Genomic DNA, 17,456 nt, shown 5'->3' with positions numbered 1-17,456 from the left:
CATTATAATGAGTAATTAAGGAATTAAAAGTCTCGCTGTAAAAAGGTTGTTATGGCAGTTAGCTTTTAAGGCATCATGTCCAAGGAACGAGAGTAAGGTAAAAAAGCCAATGACTACGAATTCAAAGTTTTTAAATGCAGCATCTGTATTGGTGTTAAAGATGGGGATGATTGCCCCAACAACGGTTTTTATGTCAATTGCTGCGGTCGGAGAAATACAAGCGTCTGTAGTCCGCTCTATTGAGGTTCGTGGGAATAAGTTTGTAAGTTCTCAGGCGATTCGAGACAATATGGGGATTAAGGTTGGGCAAGGTGTTTCCAGTGGTGATGTTGATAGTGCTGTGAAGAATCTTTTCGAATTGGGTTTATTTTATGATGTTAAAATAAATCCGGTGGGTGATAAATTGGTTGTATTCGTAAAAGAATATGAGGTTGTCAATCAAATATTGTTTCAAGGAAATAAATCTTTTAAAGACCCAGATCTTAAGCGGTTTATTTCTTTAAAACCGAATGAGCCTTTTAATTCTGCTAAGCTTTCTGCTGATATAAATACAATTCGTGAGGCTTATAAAACTCTTGGTCGTAATAATATCACTGTTAACGTTCAAACGATTAACCTTGGAAAAGGGCGGGTTAATGTGGTATTTAATGTCGTTGAAGGGAAAAAAACAAAGATTGGTGATATCACTTTTAAGGGAAATAATGTCTTTGGAAGTCGCCGTTTGCGTGATGTGATTTCAACAAAAACTTCAGGAATTTTTTCGAAGTTGTTGGGAGGTGATGTTTACAGTGAAGAGCGCCTCGCTGTTGATGAAGAAGCTTTACGTCGCTTTTATTATAACCGTGGTTATGCAGATTTTCGTGTAGTCTCTTCTAAAGCAACTTTTGATGCAGCAAGCAATACGTATAAAATTTCTTTCGTTCTTGATGAGGGTGCGCTCTATAAAATTAGCGATATTCAGGTTGAAAGTGATGTTGATGGAATTGACGTTCAATCTGTGAAAAGGATACTTAAAACCCAGCCAGGTAATGTTTATAGTGCAGAAGATATTGAACAGTCTGTTGCAACTATTAATAACAAAGTTGCTGATTCGGGATATGCTTTTGCTAAAGTTGAACCGCGGGGAAATCGTAATTTAGCAAATCATACAATTTCAATTTTATATAATATTGAACAGGGAACACGTGCTTATATTCAACGTATTGATATACGTGGCAATGAGAAAACGCGTGATTACGTCATTCGCCGTGAGATTGATTTAAACGAAGGAGATGCTTACAATCAAACTTTATTACAGCGGGCAAAACGTCGTCTAGAAAGTTTAGGTTTCTTCAAAGCCGTTAATATTTCAATGGTTCCTACAGATCAATCTGACCAAGTTGTTTTGGTAATAGATGTCGTTGAAGCTTCAACAGGAGATCTCTCTCTTTCTGGAGGGTATACAACAGGGGGAACAAGTCCTGGTATGTCACTTGAAGTTTCTGTTACTGAACGTAATCTCGGGGGACGTGGTCAATATGTTCGTTTAGGATTAGGTGCGGGGCAAGAAAAATCTCGTAATTATAATTTATCATTTGTTGATCCTTATTTCTTAGGGTATCGTTTATCTGCTGGTGTTGATGTTTTTCGTAGTACTTATCGTGCTGATAAAGCCTATGATGTACGGCAGACAGGTGGATCGCTGCGGTTTTCGTTACCTATTAATAATCAATTATCTGCTAATGTAGCTTATTCTTATGTGCAGGAAGAATATGATTTTGGCGGAGAGTATGATTTTGACAAAGAGAGTGACATAATAGAATTATATGGGAAATATTCTGGTGCGATTGTTCAAGCTGCAAAACACAGCCCTTGGAAACGTTCATCAATTAGTTATGGTTTCACCTATAATACGATTGATGATATGAGATCCCCCCATGATGGGTGGTACGTACATCTGCTTCAGGAATATGCAGGGCTTGGTGGGAGTGCAAAATTCTTGAAGACCACGGGTAAGGCGATGATGTACAAGACTCTTTCTGACCAGAAGGATATCGTTGGTTTGCTTTCCTTTGGGGGTGGTTATATCCACGGAATGGGCCGAGATGGTGTTCGTATTTTCGATATGTTTAAAGTAAATTCTGATATGATTCGAGGGTTCAAATATAATGGAATAGGTCCGCGTCAGGTTTCCAGTAAGGGTGAGGTTTATTTCTTGGGGGGAACGACATATATGAATGCGACTGCTGAAGTACAGTTCCCTATCCCTGTCGTGCCTGAAGGATTTGGGTTGCGCGGTGCTTTATTTGCGGATATTGCCACGCTTTATGGCAATAATTATAAAGCCGTTTTTAAGGGTGAACCGTCTGTTACCAATACCAAAAGTGCTTGGCGTTCATCTGCAGGTGTGAGTTTGATGTGGGATTCTCCGTTTGGTCCTTTGCGTTTTGATTATGCTTGGCCAATAACGAAGCAGGAAGGTGATCGTTTGCAAAAATTGAACTTTGGTATTTCTACGAAGTTCTGATTTGAGCGATTTTAAGAAGGAAAAACTTGAAGAGAATAGCTTAAGCTGGGAGAGAAAGTGTTTTGATGGCGGATACATTTTTTTTTACGCCGTCCCGACGATTGACAGTTGCAAATGCTGCTGAGTTGACGGGTGCAAAGCTTCTTAATCCAGAGTTTTCTCATAAAGTTATCAATACTCTTTCTTCACTTGAGAGTGCTGTGGAAGGTTCGCTTGTTTTTGTAGAGCATCGGAAGTTTTCTGATGCTTTACTGGACAGTTCTGCTGTTGCTGTTTTGTGTACGAATGAGATTGTTTTTAAAGTTCCCGAAACTATGGCAATTTTGGTGACATCCACACCACAGCGTGACTTTGCTCAGATTGGTCGTATTTTGTTTCCAGATTCTGTCAAGCCAATGCCTTGGTTGGGGCAGAAGGGGATTTCATCGCATGCGCATATTCATCCAACGGCTAAGTTGGCAGATGATGTGTGTATTGAAGCGGGAGCTGTTATTGGTAAAAATGTTGAGATTGGTGCAGGAACTCTCATTTCATCCACAGCTGTTATCGGTGAAAATTGCCGTATTGGATGTGACTGCTATATTGCTCCTAAGGTAACAGTTCAGTGTTCTATAATAGGTGATAAGGTTCAGCTTTATTCTGGTGTTTGCATTGGGCAAGATGGTTTTGGTTATGTTGGGGGCGTTTCTGGAATCGAGAAAATTCCACAGCTTGGTCGCGTTATTATTGAGGATGGTGTAGAAGTTGGTGCGAACACGACAATTGATCGTGGAACATTTCAAGATACTGTTATTGGTGAAGGAAGCAAGATTGATAATCTTGTACAAATTGCCCACAATGTAAAAATTGGCCGCTATTGTCTTATTGCCGCTCAATGTGGCATTGCGGGAAGTACATCTATAGGGGATATGTCTCAGCTTGGCGGAAGTGTGGGAGTAGCTGATCACATCATAATAGGTAAATCTGTTCAGATTGCTGCTCGTAGTGGTGTTATGAATGACATTCCGGATGGCGAAAAATGGGGAGGTAGTCCAGCGCGACCATTTAAACAATGGTTTCGTGAAGTAGCGGCGTTGCGCAGTATGGGAAAAGTTAAAAAGGAGAAACGCTGATATGATCAGCAATGAAAAAACTAAAAACTTAGAGGCTGTCGATATTGAAAAGCTATTATCAATATTACCGCACCGTTATCCATTTTTATTAATTGATCGTATCGTTGATATTGATGGTGAACAAGAAGCGATTGGTATTAAAAATATAACGATTAACGAGCCACATTTTACGGGACATTTTCCCTCAAAGCCTGTTATGCCTGGAGTTTTGATTTTAGAAGCTATGGCACAAACGGCAGGAGCAATAGCACTTTTAAATTTAGGCAATAAGCAAACAAATTTAGTTTACCTTATGACGGTTGATAATGCGAAATTTCGTAAGCCGGTTATGCCTGGTGATCAGCTCAAGATTCATGTTCAGCTTTTGAAAAAAAGATCTGGTATGAGACGTTTTTCATGTGTTGCAAAAGTAGAAGATGTCCGCGTCGCTGAAGCAGAAATTGCAGCAATGATTGTCGAAGAAGAATAAACGATATTTGATGGGAATTTAAAAATGTCCGGTACGAAAATCCATCCAACTGCTCTTGTGGAGAAGGGAGCGCAGCTTGGTGAGAATGTACGCGTTGGACCATTTTGCCATATTAGTTCAGAGGCTGTTATTGGTGATGAATGTAGTTTGACAAGTCATGTTGTAATAATGGGAAAGACAACGTTAGGAGCCAAGAGTAAAGTATTTTCTCATGCCGTTTTGGGGGCAGATCCGCAAAATAATAAACATAAAGGAGGGGCTACAACTCTTTTTATTGGTAAGAATTGTACGATTCGTGAAGGTGTAACAATGCATAGGGGGTCCGATTCGAGTGTAGGAATGACAGTTGTTGGTGATAATTGCCAATTTTTTTGTTATGCGCATATCGCTCACGATTGTTATGTAGGCAATCATGTAACATTTGCCAATAACGCAATGATTGCTGGTCATGTTACTATTGGTGATTATGTGATTATTGGTGGTGGTGCTGCTGTTCATCAATTTGTTCGTGTTGGACATCATGCATTTATCGGCGGCGTATCTGCACTGGTTGGTGATCTGATACCTTATGGAACAGCTGTTGGTGTGCAGGCAAAACTTGCTGGACTCAATATTATTGGCATGAAGCGTGCAGGACTTGAGCGTCAAGATATTCATGCACTCCGTCATGCGGTTGCTATGCTTTTTGATCATAGCAAACCATTTAAAGAGCGTGTCAGTGATGTTGCTTCTTTCTATTCTTCTTCTCAGTCTGTTTCTGAAGTTGTTAATTTTATTAAAGAAGAAGGAAAGCGTTTTTATTGTACACCAAAATTTGAAGGTGTTAGAATAAAAGAACATAAGGATTAAAAATGCCTATTTGGGGAGCCAGAAGTTTTCTTTCCGGCCGTACTGCTATTATAGCAGGAAATGGTGTTCTACCGATTACTGTTGCGCAGACTCTTGAGAAGAATGGAGAAAATCCTTTTCTTGTGCTTTTGCATGGTGAGGCAGATTCTGTTCTTTATCGCTATGAGCATTGCGAGCTATCAATTGTAGAGTTAGCACGACTCGTTAAAATTTTAAAAGAGGCTGGTGTATATAATGTTGTTTTGGCAGGTGGTGTAAAAAAGCGTCCACTTCTTAAACAATTGCGACTGGACTGGACAACATTTTTAGCTCTTCCTAAGTTAATCGGAGCTTTGAAGAGGGGAGACGATGCGTTATTAAAAGCTTTTATACGAGTTATTGAAGCACATGGTTTTTGTGTTATCGGTGCTCACGAAATAGTCCCAGATCTTTTAGCTCCCATAGAATTTAATTTAACAGTACGGCGCGCTACTCCAAAAGAGAAAAAAGATATTTTTTTAGCAGTAGAAGCAGCAAAGCTTTTAGGTCAATTAGATATCGGGCAAGCCGTTGTCGTTGTCCAAGGAAGGGTGGTTGCTCTAGAGGGCGCTGAGGGAACTGATAATATGTTGTGGCGTGTTTGTGAAATGCGAGAAAGAGGGCAAATTCCCCTTAAAGGTGGCATTCTTGTAAAATGCGCAAAACCACAACAGGATAATCGCGTTGATTTGCCATCAATTGGGCCCGCGACAATAATGAATATTGCAAAGAGTGGTTTATCTGGTGTTGCGGTGGAGGCAAATAGAAGTCTAATATTATCAGTGAAAACAACAATAGAAAAAGCCAACAAATATTCTTTATTTATAGAGACATTTGAAAAGTTTGGTCATGAATAATTGTTTCTTAAAGATTGCAGTGGTTTCAGGTGAGGAATCTGGTGATTTACTTGGGGCCGATCTAATTTCTTGTTTATCACAACAGATAGGATGCAATATTCATTTGATTGGTGTTGGGGGGAGCCATTTAAAGGCATTAGGCTTAAAAAGCTTTTTTGATTCCCATGATATTGCTTTAATAGGTTTAAAGGAGGTGTTGAAAAAACTACCATTGTTGTTGCTACATATTCGCAATTTATCCAAATTTATTGCACAAGAACAACCTGATTGTTTAATTATTATTGATAGTCCTGATTTCACGCATCGTATTGCAAAAAAGGTACGTGCTTTAGCGCCTTCTATTCCTATCATTAAATATATTGCACCGACCGTTTGGGCATGGAGGCCAGAGCGTGCGAAAGCTATGTGTGGATTTGTTGATCATGTTTTAGCGGTTTTTCCTTTTGAAGAAAAGATTATGCAAGATTTGGGAGGCCCTGCCACGACTTATGTTGGACATCGTCTTTTGACATATCCTCCCCTTTTGAGAGTTCAGTCAGAAAAAAAAAGCCAATTAGAACACAGAAATTTGATCGATACACAAACATTATCGCCTACATTAGTTATTTTGCCAGGATCACGCAATTCAGAAATTCGTTCCTTAATGCCTATTTTTCGAGAAACAGTAGAGATTCTTGTACAACGTATTCCTCATTTACGTATTATTTTACCAACCTTACCTCATTTGGTAGATAGAATCTGGGATTTTGTGCAGGGCTGGAAAAGCAAGATAGAAATTGTAGTTGGTGAAGATGAAAAATGGCGTTCTTTTGCACAAGCAGATGTTGCTCTTGCTGCACATGGAACTGTTTCACTTGAATTAGCCTTAGCAAAAGTTCCTATGGTTCTTTGCTATAAACTTGATTTCTTTTCTAAAATATTTATTTTTCCTAAAATGATGTTATGGAGTGCTGCTCTTCCAAATATTATTTCTGATAAGCCTATTGTTTCGGAATATTTGAATGAATTAATCCGTCCTGGCATGTTAGCAAGACAGGTAGAACAACTTTTGGCTAATCCTTTATTGCGACAGGCACAACTTGATTCCTTTGAGATGGTAGAACAGAAAATGAAAACTGAAGTACCATCGGGGGTTGTTGGCGCACAAACAATTATCACTCTTTTAAAAAGCAGGAATAAAATTGTATAAATAAAGCAATATTTTAATGATTAATATTTAATTTTAGCAAGAAAATTACAAGCACGTTGGCTTTTAGGATTGGTAAAAAATTCTTCAGAGGCTGTATCTTCAACAATTTTTCCATTTTCTAGAAAGAGTATTCTTTCTGAGACTTTACGTGCGAAGCCCATTTCATGGGTAACACAAAGCATTGTGATCCCTGTATCGGCCAATCGAGCCATCACTTCCAAAACTTCTCCCACACTTTCTGGATCAAGGGCAGAGGTTGGTTCATCAAAAAGCATGACTTCGGGTTCCATACAAAGTGCACGGGCAATCGCAACACGTTGTTGTTGCCCACCAGAAAGTTGTAAAGGATATTTTTCACAGTGTTTTTCAATACCAACATGCGTTAAGTAACGAATTGCCCGTTCTTTTGCTTGTTGTTTGGAAAGGCCCTGAACTGTCATAGGTGCTAAAATACAATTTTGTATAACGCTCATGTGGGGAAATAAATTAAAGTTCTGAAAGACCATTCCTATCTTACGAAGAACATTTTTTTGCTGTTGTATAGGTGCAGTATGGATATCAACGTTATGGATACAGATTGAACCTTTTTGTGCTTGTTCTAATTGATTAATACAACGAATTAACGTTGATTTTCCTGATCCGGATGGTCCACAAATAACGATATGTTCACCAGCTTGAACATTAAAGTTGATATCATGTAGGACCTGAAAGTTTCCATACCATTTATTTAGATTTCGAATAGAGATCACTGGTTTTTTACTGGGAGAGATCGATTTATTATTTTTCAAATTCATCTTATTTTATTCTTTCATTGATGAAGAACTTGATTAATTCAACATTTTGGTTTGGTAAAGTTTTTTATGATCATTTTATTTACCGTAAATGTCGAGTGAGGCGCTGCTCGATAAAAACAATAAAACGATGAATGAGTTCAACGATAAAGAGATAGATAATAGCAGCCCAAACGTAAACTTGAAAATCGAAAGTCCGTGAATAAGCGAGTTTAGCAACCCCCATTAAATCATAAACAGTAATAAGTGAGGCAACAGCACTGGATTTAATCATTAAAATCAACTCATTTCCTAGGGGGCGTAATGCTACAATCATTGCTTGTGGAAGAATAACTCTAAAAAATGTGACAGAGTTGCTTAAACCTAAAGCTTTTGATGCTTCGCGTTGTCCAGTTGTTACGGATAGAAAACTTCCTTTAAAGATCTCAGATTGATAGGCAGCAGAATTGAGTGTAAAAATAAAAAGACAACAATACCACGCGTTTTGAAAAAACCACCATAGCCCCACCTGTTGCCAAAAACTGTTCATTGAACCAAGCCCATAATAAAAAAGAAAGAGTTGAGCTAATAAAGGAGAGCCGCGGAAAAAATAGACATAAGCATTTGCAAAATATTGTAAAAATGTATTCTTTGATAGACGTGCAAAAGCGATAATCATACCCAAAAAAAGACCTAGAGAACAAGAAATAGAAACAAGCTCAACAGTAATAATAAAGCCATTAATAAATTTTGGTCCATAATGGCTTAAAAGATCAGGATTAAAAAGGAAATAAAGCCACTCAGGAATCATTGACCTAGCACCTTTTTATAGCCTATTTGAGTGTATGTTTCCAAATGGCGTAAGATTGCAGTAAAAAACGCTGAAAATAACAAATAGAGTAAGCATGCTATAAAATAAAATAGCATGGGTTTATTGGTAGCAGCGACAGCTAAATTCGTTTGTCGCATGAGGTCAACAAGCGCGATTGTAGAAACAAGGGATGTATCTTTCAGTAAAGTAAGCCAATTATTAGAAAGTCCTGGTAAGGCATTTCGGATGAGCTGAGGAAAGACAATACGAAAAAATGTGGTTGTTCGCGAAAGACCTAAAGCTTTAGCCGCTTCATATTGACCTTTATCAAAAATATTAAATGCTCCAAGCCAAACTTCACAAGAAAAAGCTGCAAGAACCATACTAAGAGCAAGAACACCAGCAACAAAAGCATTGATACTGAACATGATTTCAAAATTAAAATAGTCAAATAAATTTTGAATAAGGCTTTGTAATCCGTAGTAAACTAAAAACAGAGTTAAAAGCTCTGGTAATCCACGAAACACCGTTGAAAAGAGACGTGCTAGAGCTTTAGCTATCTTAATATTGGATCGAATCATTACTGCATTGAGAAGTCCTAGAGGAAATCCTAGAAGGCCACAACATAACGCCAATGACAATGTCATTCCTGCACTGGAAAGTATAACCGCTCCCCATCCCCCATTGCTAAATGATAGCAATGCTAAATTTTCAATCATTCTTGTGTTCCTCATGAAAGAGTTAGATAATATTTTTTAGCAATAACCAACGGGTTTCATTTAAATATCATATTGATATTTAATAAACATCACTTGTAAAATATTTTCTCATAATTTTCTCATAAGTTCCATCCAAACGAATTTCTTTTAGCGCCTCATTGAGCTTATTTTTAAGATCATTATTATTTTGACGGACTGCAATTGCAACAGGAAATCTTGTTTCTTCTAGAGTTCCTAGGAGGGAACAGCAATCTTTTCCTTCATTTTTAAGCCAATTTAATGCTTGTAATTTATCAACAATAATCACATCAAGTCGATGATTTAAAAGATCACGATTCACTTCGATTGTGGAAGGATAGAGTTTTATTTTCACCTCTTCAGAGGCATAATGATCTTCTGCATAGAAAGCTTGTGTTGTATTGGATTGCACACCAAGATTTTTACCTCTAAAATCTTTTGTCGAGATTTCTTTAATTCCCGAAGCTTTGGTAACAATAACAGCCAGTGCTGTATCGTAGTAAGGATCTGTGAAGTCAATTTTTTGTAAGCGATCTTGTGTGAGAGAGAGGGAAGCAATGATAGCATCATATTTTTTTGCAATAAGTCCAGGGATCATTCCCTCGAAGTCTTGTGTGACAATAGTACATTCAATATTCATTTTTTTACAAAGTGCGTAAGATATATCAATATCAAATCCTTGCAGTTTGTTATTTGAGTCAATATAACTAAAGGGAGGATAGGTGCCTTCACTCGCAATTTTTAATGTTTTCGCATCAGCCAATTGGGTGAATAGTGCAGCGCTTATTATAAGAGCTCCAGCTAATAGTTTCATGATGTTCTCCTATTGGATAAGCGGGCAATATGAAATCATTATGTTTTTATAATCTGTAAGCTTTTTGGGAGCAATTCAAAAATTTATTGATGTTTATTTTAGATCATTATGTTGGACATTATTGATAAAAAAAGAATAAATATCTTATTGCTTGTATGATAGCTTAATTTTCACGAAATATTTGATTTGAATCATTTCATGAGTCAAAACTGCGGATTTTTTTTGAAAATAAGGCTATTAAATTTGAACATAAAGAAAAAATTAGATTTTGATACGATAAAAATACAACCTTATTGTTGTCATTAGATTCTACAAAATGTTTAGCTCTCAAGGAGCAATTAAAAGTTATTTTGATAATGTAAATTTTCTTATAAAAAAGCCGAATTTCTAATTATATCTGCATGTCCAATAAAGATTTAAAAAATACTCCTTAAATATACAGATTGAGTTTTAATTCATAGTGCTATCTAATTGATATCGAAAGTAAAATATTTTCTCATAATTTTCTCATAGGTTCCATCGGCGCGGATTTCTTCTATTGCTTTATTAAAACTATTTTTAAGATCATTATTATTTTGACGGAGTGCAATTGCAATAGGAAAATTTGTTTCTTCTAGAGTTCCCAAGAGGTGACAGCAGTCTTTTCCTTCATTTTCAAGCCAATTTAATGCTTTTAATTTATCAAAGATGATGATATCAAGCCGATGGCTTAAAAGATCACGATTAACTTCTGTTGCTGTAGGATAAAGTTTGATATTAACTCCTTCAGAGGCATAATGATCTTCCGCATATGCAGCTTGTGTTGTATTTGATTGTACACCAAGGTTTTTACCTCTAAAGGCTTGTGTTGAGATTTCTTTAATTTCCGAACTTTTGGTAACGATAACAGCGAGTGCTGTGTTGTAGTAAGGATCTGTAAAATCAATTTTTTGTAAGCGCTCTTTTGTAGGAGAAAGGGAAGAAACGATAGCATCATATTTTTTGGCAAGAAGACCGGGAATCATCCCCTCAAAGTCTTGTGTGACAATAGTACATTCAACATTCATTTTTTTACAAAGCGCATAAGATATATCAATATCAAACCCTTGCAGTTTGTTATTTGAGTCAATATAACTAAATGGCGGATAAGAAGCATCGCTTGCAATTTTCAGCGTTTGAGAATTGGCCGATAGGGTAAACAGTGTCGCGCTTATTATAAGAGCTCCTACTAATAATTTCATTATGTTCTCCTATTAGATAAGCTGGCAAATATGAAACCATCATGAATTTTTATAATCTGTAAGCTCTTTTGGAGCAATGTAAAAAATTTATCTGTGTTCATTTTGCTATCATTATGCTGAATATCATTATCAAAAAAATAAATTCTTTTTATCAAGTATAGGAATAAAAAATATAGGAAAGAAGGTCACCTCTTATTGATTATAGGGTGATTTTTAATAATTTTATTTAAAAATCAATAATTTATCTTTAAAAGAAAAACTATCAACTTAAATACAAAGAAAATTTCAGCTTTTAACAGAACAAAATGTAAAAGTGTTTTTATTCTAATTAGAGAAGCACTTAATGTAAGCTTTTTGCAATTTTATCTGAAGAAGATAGAAAGAAAAATTCTGACATTGCTAGATTTTAATATGTAATAAGGCTTTTAAACATGGGGGAATGATAGGGAATACATTTTCATTAAAGATAATGAGGATTATAAGGTAAACTTTTCAATTTCTTTTTGCTAAATGTTTGGCTAATTCGCAGAAGAGTATTCTCAATTTCTTTACAGAGCTAAAACTTAGAATTTTTTAGTAAATTTTTATGATGATGTTATCTCTGTAGAAAGAGTTTTAAAATCACGTTTTATAAAAATTCTTAAAGGATGTTTTTTGATTACTCTCAATAAAGCTTCAGTAAATTGAAGCTTTATTGATTTCTTTTTTTAATTTGCACGTTCATCTATAGGAACATAGTCACGCATAGCATAGCCAGTGTAGAGTTGTCGAGGACGACCAATTTTTTGTGCAGGGTCTTCAATCATTTCTTTCCATTGTGCCACCCACCCGACACTGCGCGCCAATGCAAAAAGGACAGTAAACATTTCAGTTGGAAAACCTAGAGCTTTTAATGTAATGCCGGAATAGAAATCAACATTGGGATAAAGCTTTTTCACAATAAAATATTCATCACTTAAGGCAATTTTTTCAAGCTCTATTGCAATATCAAGAAGAGGGTCATCTTGAATGTTGAGTTCTTTTAAAACTTCATGACAGGTTTTTTGCATGATTTTTGCACGTGGATCATAATTTTTATAGACACGGTGCCCAAAGCCCATAAGGCGGAAAGGATCATTTTTATCTTTTGCACGTGCAATAAATTCAGGAATTCTTTTAATAGAACCTATTTCTTGTAGCATTTTTAGGCATGCTTCATTGGCACCACCATGTGCTGGTCCCCAAAGGCATGCAACACCTGCTGCAATACAGGCAAACGGATTAGCACCTGAGGATCCAGCAAGACGTACCGTAGATGTAGAAGCATTTTGTTCATGATCTGCATGAAGGGTAAATATTTGATCCATTGCCCGAGCAAGCACAGGGTTTGTTTTATATTCTTCACAAGGAACAGCAAAGCACATATGGAGGAAATTTGCAGCATAACTAAGATCATTACGTGGATAAACAAATGCTTGTCCAATACTGTATTTATAGGCCATAGCAGCAAGCGTTGGAACTTTTGAGATAAGACGAACAGAAGCAATCATTCTCTGGTGAGGATCTGTAATATCAATAGAGTCGTGATAGAACGCAGACATAGCGCCAAGGCAGGCAACCATGACGGCCATAGGATGAGAATCACGACGGAAGCCATGGAAGAAGCGTGCAAATTGTTCGTGGACCATGGTATGCTGCATAATACATCGATCAAATTCATTTTTTTCTTGCTGTGTTGGGAGTTCACCATAAAGTAAAAGATAACAACTTTCGAGAAAGTCTCCTTTTTCAGCCAATTGATCAATAGGATAACCACGATAAAGCAATATGCCTTTATCACCATCGATATAAGTAATTTTTGATTCACAAGAAGCTGTTGAAGTAAAACCAGGATCATAAGTAAAAATATCGGTTTTTTTATAGAGAGAAGCAATTTCAATGACTTCAGGTCCACTCGTGCCTTTACGCAAGGGAAGCTCTACTTTTTTATCATTCACAATAATATATGCGTTATTCTCAGACATTCGGTATTCCTTTCAGATCCTTCACTTCTAAAAATTAAGACTCTGCTTCATCAGAGTGGGGGATGTATAACTGAAGCTTTTCTTACTTATTTAAGGGTAGATTGCCTCTAAAAGTGAGTACATGCAATCTAAAAATATTTCCTTATTGATCATTATTACTCAATAAGAAATGTATTTCAATGATATAACATAAAAAACTCTTTTAGGGCGCGTTGAGATATCTGTATAGATCCTTATTTGAGGAAATATACTCAGTGCACATCATGGGCATATTGTTGTGATAAGTTGGTCCTTGATGCGATGAAGGGATTCATTGCGTCCTAATAAAATAAGAATATCCAAAACACCTGGTGATGTTGCACATCCTGTAAGAGCTGCGCGAAGTGGTTGGGCGATAGATCCAAATTTGAGATTCTGTGTTTGGACACAAGAGCGAAGTGTTTCATCTAGAGTTTTTGTATCCCAAGAGGGGCAAGCTTTCAGAGCAAGATAAAGATCGTTTAAAATGGTTCGTCCATTTTTATCTAAGAGTATTTGAGCTTTTTCATCAAGTTGTAAAGGTCGTTGCGTAAAAATGAAGGAGGCATTGTCAATCAGTTCGCACAGTGTTTTTGAACGTTCTTTCAAATGCGGGATTGCTTTTAAAAATTGAACACGGCGTTTTTCATCAAGTCTTTCAATAATTTGTGCTCCCCTATCGGTTTCTGGTAGAATATTAAGAGCGGCATCAAAAAGTTCTTGATCATTACTCATACGCATATAGTGTCCGTTGATGGAATCGAGCTTTTTGAGATCAAAACGAGCAGCACCTTTGTTAATATCCTCAATATCAAACCAAGAAATCATATCTTTAAGGGACATCAGTTCGTCATCACCATGACTCCAACCTAAACGGACAAGGTAATTGCGCAAAGCAGCAGGAAGATATCCCATTGTTCGGTAGGCATCAACACCGAGCGCACCATGTCGCTTTGATAATTTTGCACCGTTTTCACCATGGATAAGAGGAATATGGGCCATAACAGGAATGTCCCATCCCATTGCTTTAAAGATAATCGTTTGTCGGGCTGCGTTGGTAAGATGATCGTCACCACGTATAATATGTGTGATGCCCATATCATGATCATCAACGACAACAGCATGCATATAGGTAGGCGAACCATCAGAACGCAAAATAATGAAGTCATCGAGATCTTTATTAGGAAAACGGACATCACCTTGAACACGATCATGTACAATCGTTTCTCCATCTTGAGGGGCTTTGATGCGAATAACAGGCTTAACATCTTTAGGAGCTTCAGAACTATCACGGTCACGCCAACGTCCATCATAACGTGGTGGGCGCCCTTCTGAACGGGCTTTTTCACGCATTTCAGCTAACTCCTCAGGTGAAGCATAACAATAATATGCTTTGCCATTCTTGACCAACTGTTCAGCGATTTGGCGGTGACGTTCTGCTCGTTCGAATTGCGAAATAGGGGCGCCATCATAACTAAGACCCATCCAGTGCAAGCCATCTATAATGGCTTTTACAGCTGCTTCTGTTGAACGCTCTCGGTCTGTATCTTCAATTCGTAAAAGCATTTTTCCACCGGTATGTTTTGCATAAAGCCAATTAAAAAGAGCAGTACGAGCACCACCAATGTGAAGGAAGCCAGTGGGTGAAGGGGCAAAACGAGTAATAACAGACACGAATATTTTCCTTTAAACTAAGATATTACTTATGGAATTTTATAGAAAAGTCATGTTAGCATAAGTGATGGGGCGTGCAATAGCCGTATTGCGAGTTAAAGTGGGGGACTGATGTTTTATAAAAGTAAAGAGGGTTTATCCGAAAAATCTGTTACAGAAAGAAAAAAGCCATGTCAGATAGGGCAGAGTGTTTTTTCTAGGTATGATGATGCAAAGAACAGTAGCTATAATCAACAAAAACTTTTTTTATTGACACTCTTAAAAGAAGTAATCATTTTTTTTCGCAAATGGTTAGAAGATTGTATTAATAAAGAAGTTTCTTTTGGTATCCTTTTTTCGCTGATTTTAGTCTTTTTTGCCCTAGGAATCATTTTCTATTTTCATTTAGAGTGGGAACCGAGTTGGGGACAATTGGGGGCGTTGGTCAGTATTTTTCTGGGAATATTCTATGTAGCACGTTTTTATCGAAAAATAACGATTCCCGTGGGGTTTCTGTTTTGTATTATATTGGGTGCTTTAGCGGCAAAAATAGAAACGTGGCGTATTGCAACACCCATGCTAAGCAGTGACATTGTCACTACATTGACGGGAAGAATTGTTTCTATTGAGTCAGATGCCAAAGGAGGATTTCGTTTAGTTTTGGATATTTTGAATACAGAAAATCCCGTATTACGCCATAGTCTTCATCGTGTTCGTTTATCGGCAAGATATTTGCCATCTGGCTTAGCGATTGGTGATGGATTGCATGGAAAAGTTAAGATTCGTGCATTCTCTGGGCCGGTGCGTCCAGGAGGCTACGATTTTAGTTTTCATAATTATTTTAAAAGAATTGGAGCACAAGGCGTTTATTTAGGAAAACCAAGAAAAATATCCGTTTCGCAGCCTGATGGAATATTCGCTATCATTCTACAGAAAATTGAAAATTTACGCACGAAGATGACACAAAGAATCCGTATAGCCCTTGAAGGAGAAAAGGGGAGTGTTGCAGCTGCCCTCATAACAGGGCAGCGTGCTGGTATTTCAAATGAGACAAATGAAGCATTACGTACAGCTGGATTAGCTCATATTTTATCAATATCAGGTTTACATATGGCGTTGTTAAGCGGCATAGTTCTTTTGAGTATCCGTAGTTTTTTAGCATTTTTTCCAGTTTTTTCTTCCTATTATTCCAGTAAAAAATTTGCTGCTATCGTTGCTTTTATGATAACAGCTTTTTATTTGTTATTGTCGGGCTTAGCAATATCAGCGCAAAGAAGTTTTGTGATGATTGCTGTTATGTTGGTTGCTATATTGTGTAATCGCTCTGCTATAACAATGCGTAATTTTTCCATTGCAGGGTTGATAACTCTAGCGATGACACCCCATGAAATATTAGGTCCTAGCTTTCAAATGTCTTTTTCTGCGACTGCTGCTTTGATCGCTTTTTTTGATTGGTGGAGTGGAAGGTCATTTTTTCTTAAAAGAAAAACAACTCCCTCTTATGTTGGAGGAGGAGTGATAAATTTTGTTTTCTTATCGATGCTTTCAACATGTGCTTCTTCCTTTGTTGCAGGGAGTGCAAGTGGAATTTATGCTGCTTATCATTTTTCTAATATGGCATCGTTGAGCATTATCAGTAATGCTTTTGCTTTGCCTGTCATCTCAATTTTTGTCATTCCCTTTGGATTAATCGCAGTTCTTGCAATGTTAGGAGGATTCGAATGGCTTCCTCTTCAAATTATGGGTTTTGGAGTTGATCTTGTAATAAAGATTGCACATGCTATCAAGGCTATTTCTCCTGATTTGAATCTTGGTTTTATGCCGTTATCAGCGTTAGTTTTATTGAGTATAGGCTTGGTTGGACTGACTTTTTGCAAAACACCCATCCGGCTCTTTTTTAGTTTGTTTATTTTGGCAGGTATTTCTATTTGTGTATTGCATTCACCTGTACAACTGATTATAGCAGATAATATGCGCCTCGTGGGCGTTATTCATGATAAAAAATTATATATTGATCGTTACCATATTTCTAAGTTCACGACATCCATATGGAAAAAGTCATTTCGTGTGAATGAAACGATTAAACCAACAAAATATGGTCCTTCGTTGCACGGACAATTTATTTGTGATTATCATGTATGTACATCTTTATTGGATAATGGATTAAAAGTGATCGTTTTACAGAGAGAAACAGATCAATGTGTAGAGGCAGATATTCTCATTCAGACATTTGTGATGCATAATCCAACTTGTTACAAGAAGGCAAAAATGGTATTTATACCTCAACAATTGTTATCACGAGGAAGCGTTATGATGACCAAAGGTGGAGATATTATTTGGTCTTCGCTAGGGTTTCATAGACCATGGAATATGCACAGACAGCATTCATAAAAACATATAATCAGTCATATTTTGCTTCACATTTGGATA

Annotated in this window: 14 protein-coding genes; 7 read left to right on the top strand and 7 right to left on the bottom strand. The window is 37.0% G+C overall.

The window, feature by feature from the left end; all coding sequences use genetic code 11:
- Positions 1-109: 109 nt before the first annotated feature.
- The 6 genes from bamA to lpxB all read left to right on the top strand — a co-directional run bounded on the left by bamA (position 110) and on the right by lpxB (position 7,000).
- A complete protein-coding gene (bamA, locus tag ACFING_RS04565; protein WP_375630040.1) occupies positions 110-2,506 on the top strand; it encodes an outer membrane protein assembly factor BamA in 2,397 nt (798 codons plus the stop codon).
- A 65-nt stretch (positions 2,507-2,571) separates the two neighbouring features.
- Positions 2,572-3,618, top strand: coding sequence for a UDP-3-O-(3-hydroxymyristoyl)glucosamine N-acyltransferase (lpxD, locus tag ACFING_RS04560; RefSeq protein ID WP_375630039.1), 1,047 nt, complete (start codon positions 2,572-2,574; stop codon positions 3,616-3,618).
- 1 nt (position 3,619) lies between these two features.
- A complete protein-coding gene (gene fabZ, locus ACFING_RS04555) occupies positions 3,620-4,087 on the top strand; it encodes a 3-hydroxyacyl-ACP dehydratase FabZ (protein WP_375620785.1) in 468 nt (155 codons plus the stop codon).
- Positions 4,088-4,111: 24 nt separating this feature from the next.
- On the top strand, positions 4,112-4,936 hold the full coding sequence (gene lpxA / locus ACFING_RS04550; protein WP_375609506.1) for an acyl-ACP--UDP-N-acetylglucosamine O-acyltransferase: 825 nt from the start codon (positions 4,112-4,114) through the stop codon (positions 4,934-4,936).
- A 2-nt stretch (positions 4,937-4,938) separates the two neighbouring features.
- Entirely contained in the window at positions 4,939-5,811 is an 873-nt protein-coding gene (locus ACFING_RS04545) for an LpxI family protein (RefSeq protein ID WP_375629630.1), read from the top strand.
- Positions 5,804-7,000, top strand: a complete 1,197-nt coding sequence (gene lpxB, locus ACFING_RS04540) for a lipid-A-disaccharide synthase (RefSeq protein WP_375630038.1) — start codon at positions 5,804-5,806, stop codon at positions 6,998-7,000. Before ACFING_RS04545 ends, lpxB begins: the two co-directional genes overlap by 8 nt.
- Positions 7,001-7,020: 20 nt before the next feature.
- Here the strand turns inward: lpxB and ACFING_RS04535 are convergent, their stop codons facing one another.
- From ACFING_RS04535 to gltX, 7 genes are all read right to left on the bottom strand, one after another.
- A complete protein-coding gene (locus tag ACFING_RS04535; RefSeq protein ID WP_375620787.1) occupies positions 7,021-7,794 on the bottom strand; it encodes an amino acid ABC transporter ATP-binding protein in 774 nt (257 codons plus the stop codon).
- Between the two features lie 79 nt (positions 7,795-7,873).
- Entirely contained in the window at positions 7,874-8,581 is a 708-nt protein-coding gene (locus ACFING_RS04530; protein ID WP_375630037.1) for an ABC transporter permease, read from the bottom strand.
- Positions 8,578-9,300, bottom strand: a complete 723-nt coding sequence (locus ACFING_RS04525) for an ABC transporter permease (RefSeq protein ID WP_375620789.1) — start codon at positions 9,298-9,300, stop codon at positions 8,578-8,580. Before ACFING_RS04525 ends, ACFING_RS04530 begins: the two co-directional genes overlap by 4 nt.
- 79 nt (positions 9,301-9,379) lie before the next feature.
- Complete coding sequence (locus ACFING_RS04520) at positions 9,380-10,132, bottom strand: transporter substrate-binding domain-containing protein (protein WP_375630036.1); 753 nt, start codon at positions 10,130-10,132, stop codon at positions 9,380-9,382.
- Positions 10,133-10,599: 467 nt separating this feature from the next.
- A complete protein-coding gene (locus ACFING_RS04515) occupies positions 10,600-11,352 on the bottom strand; it encodes a transporter substrate-binding domain-containing protein (RefSeq protein ID WP_375620791.1) in 753 nt (250 codons plus the stop codon).
- A gap of 707 nt (positions 11,353-12,059) precedes the next feature.
- The gene (gene gltA, locus ACFING_RS04510; protein WP_375630035.1) at positions 12,060-13,355 is read right to left on the bottom strand and encodes a citrate synthase; all 1,296 of its coding nucleotides are present in this window, start codon (positions 13,353-13,355) and stop codon (positions 12,060-12,062) included.
- Between the two features lie 261 nt (positions 13,356-13,616).
- Entirely contained in the window at positions 13,617-15,047 is a 1,431-nt protein-coding gene (gltX, locus tag ACFING_RS04505) for a glutamate--tRNA ligase (RefSeq protein ID WP_375630034.1), read from the bottom strand.
- Positions 15,048-15,158: 111 nt separating this feature from the next.
- Here gltX and ACFING_RS04500 point away from each other — a divergent pair, with 111 nt between their 5' ends.
- A complete protein-coding gene (locus tag ACFING_RS04500) occupies positions 15,159-17,417 on the top strand; it encodes a ComEC/Rec2 family competence protein (RefSeq protein WP_375630033.1) in 2,259 nt (752 codons plus the stop codon).
- Positions 17,418-17,456: the final 39 nt, after the last annotated feature.

Origin of the sequence: Bartonella sp. AP150HLJHH (assembly GCF_042196385.1) — a bacterium.
In the GTDB taxonomy this organism is placed as follows: Bacteria; Pseudomonadota; Alphaproteobacteria; order Rhizobiales; family Rhizobiaceae; genus Bartonella.
The sequence above is the reverse complement of the archived record's forward strand: the minus strand, read 5'-3'. Positions and strand labels throughout refer to the sequence as shown.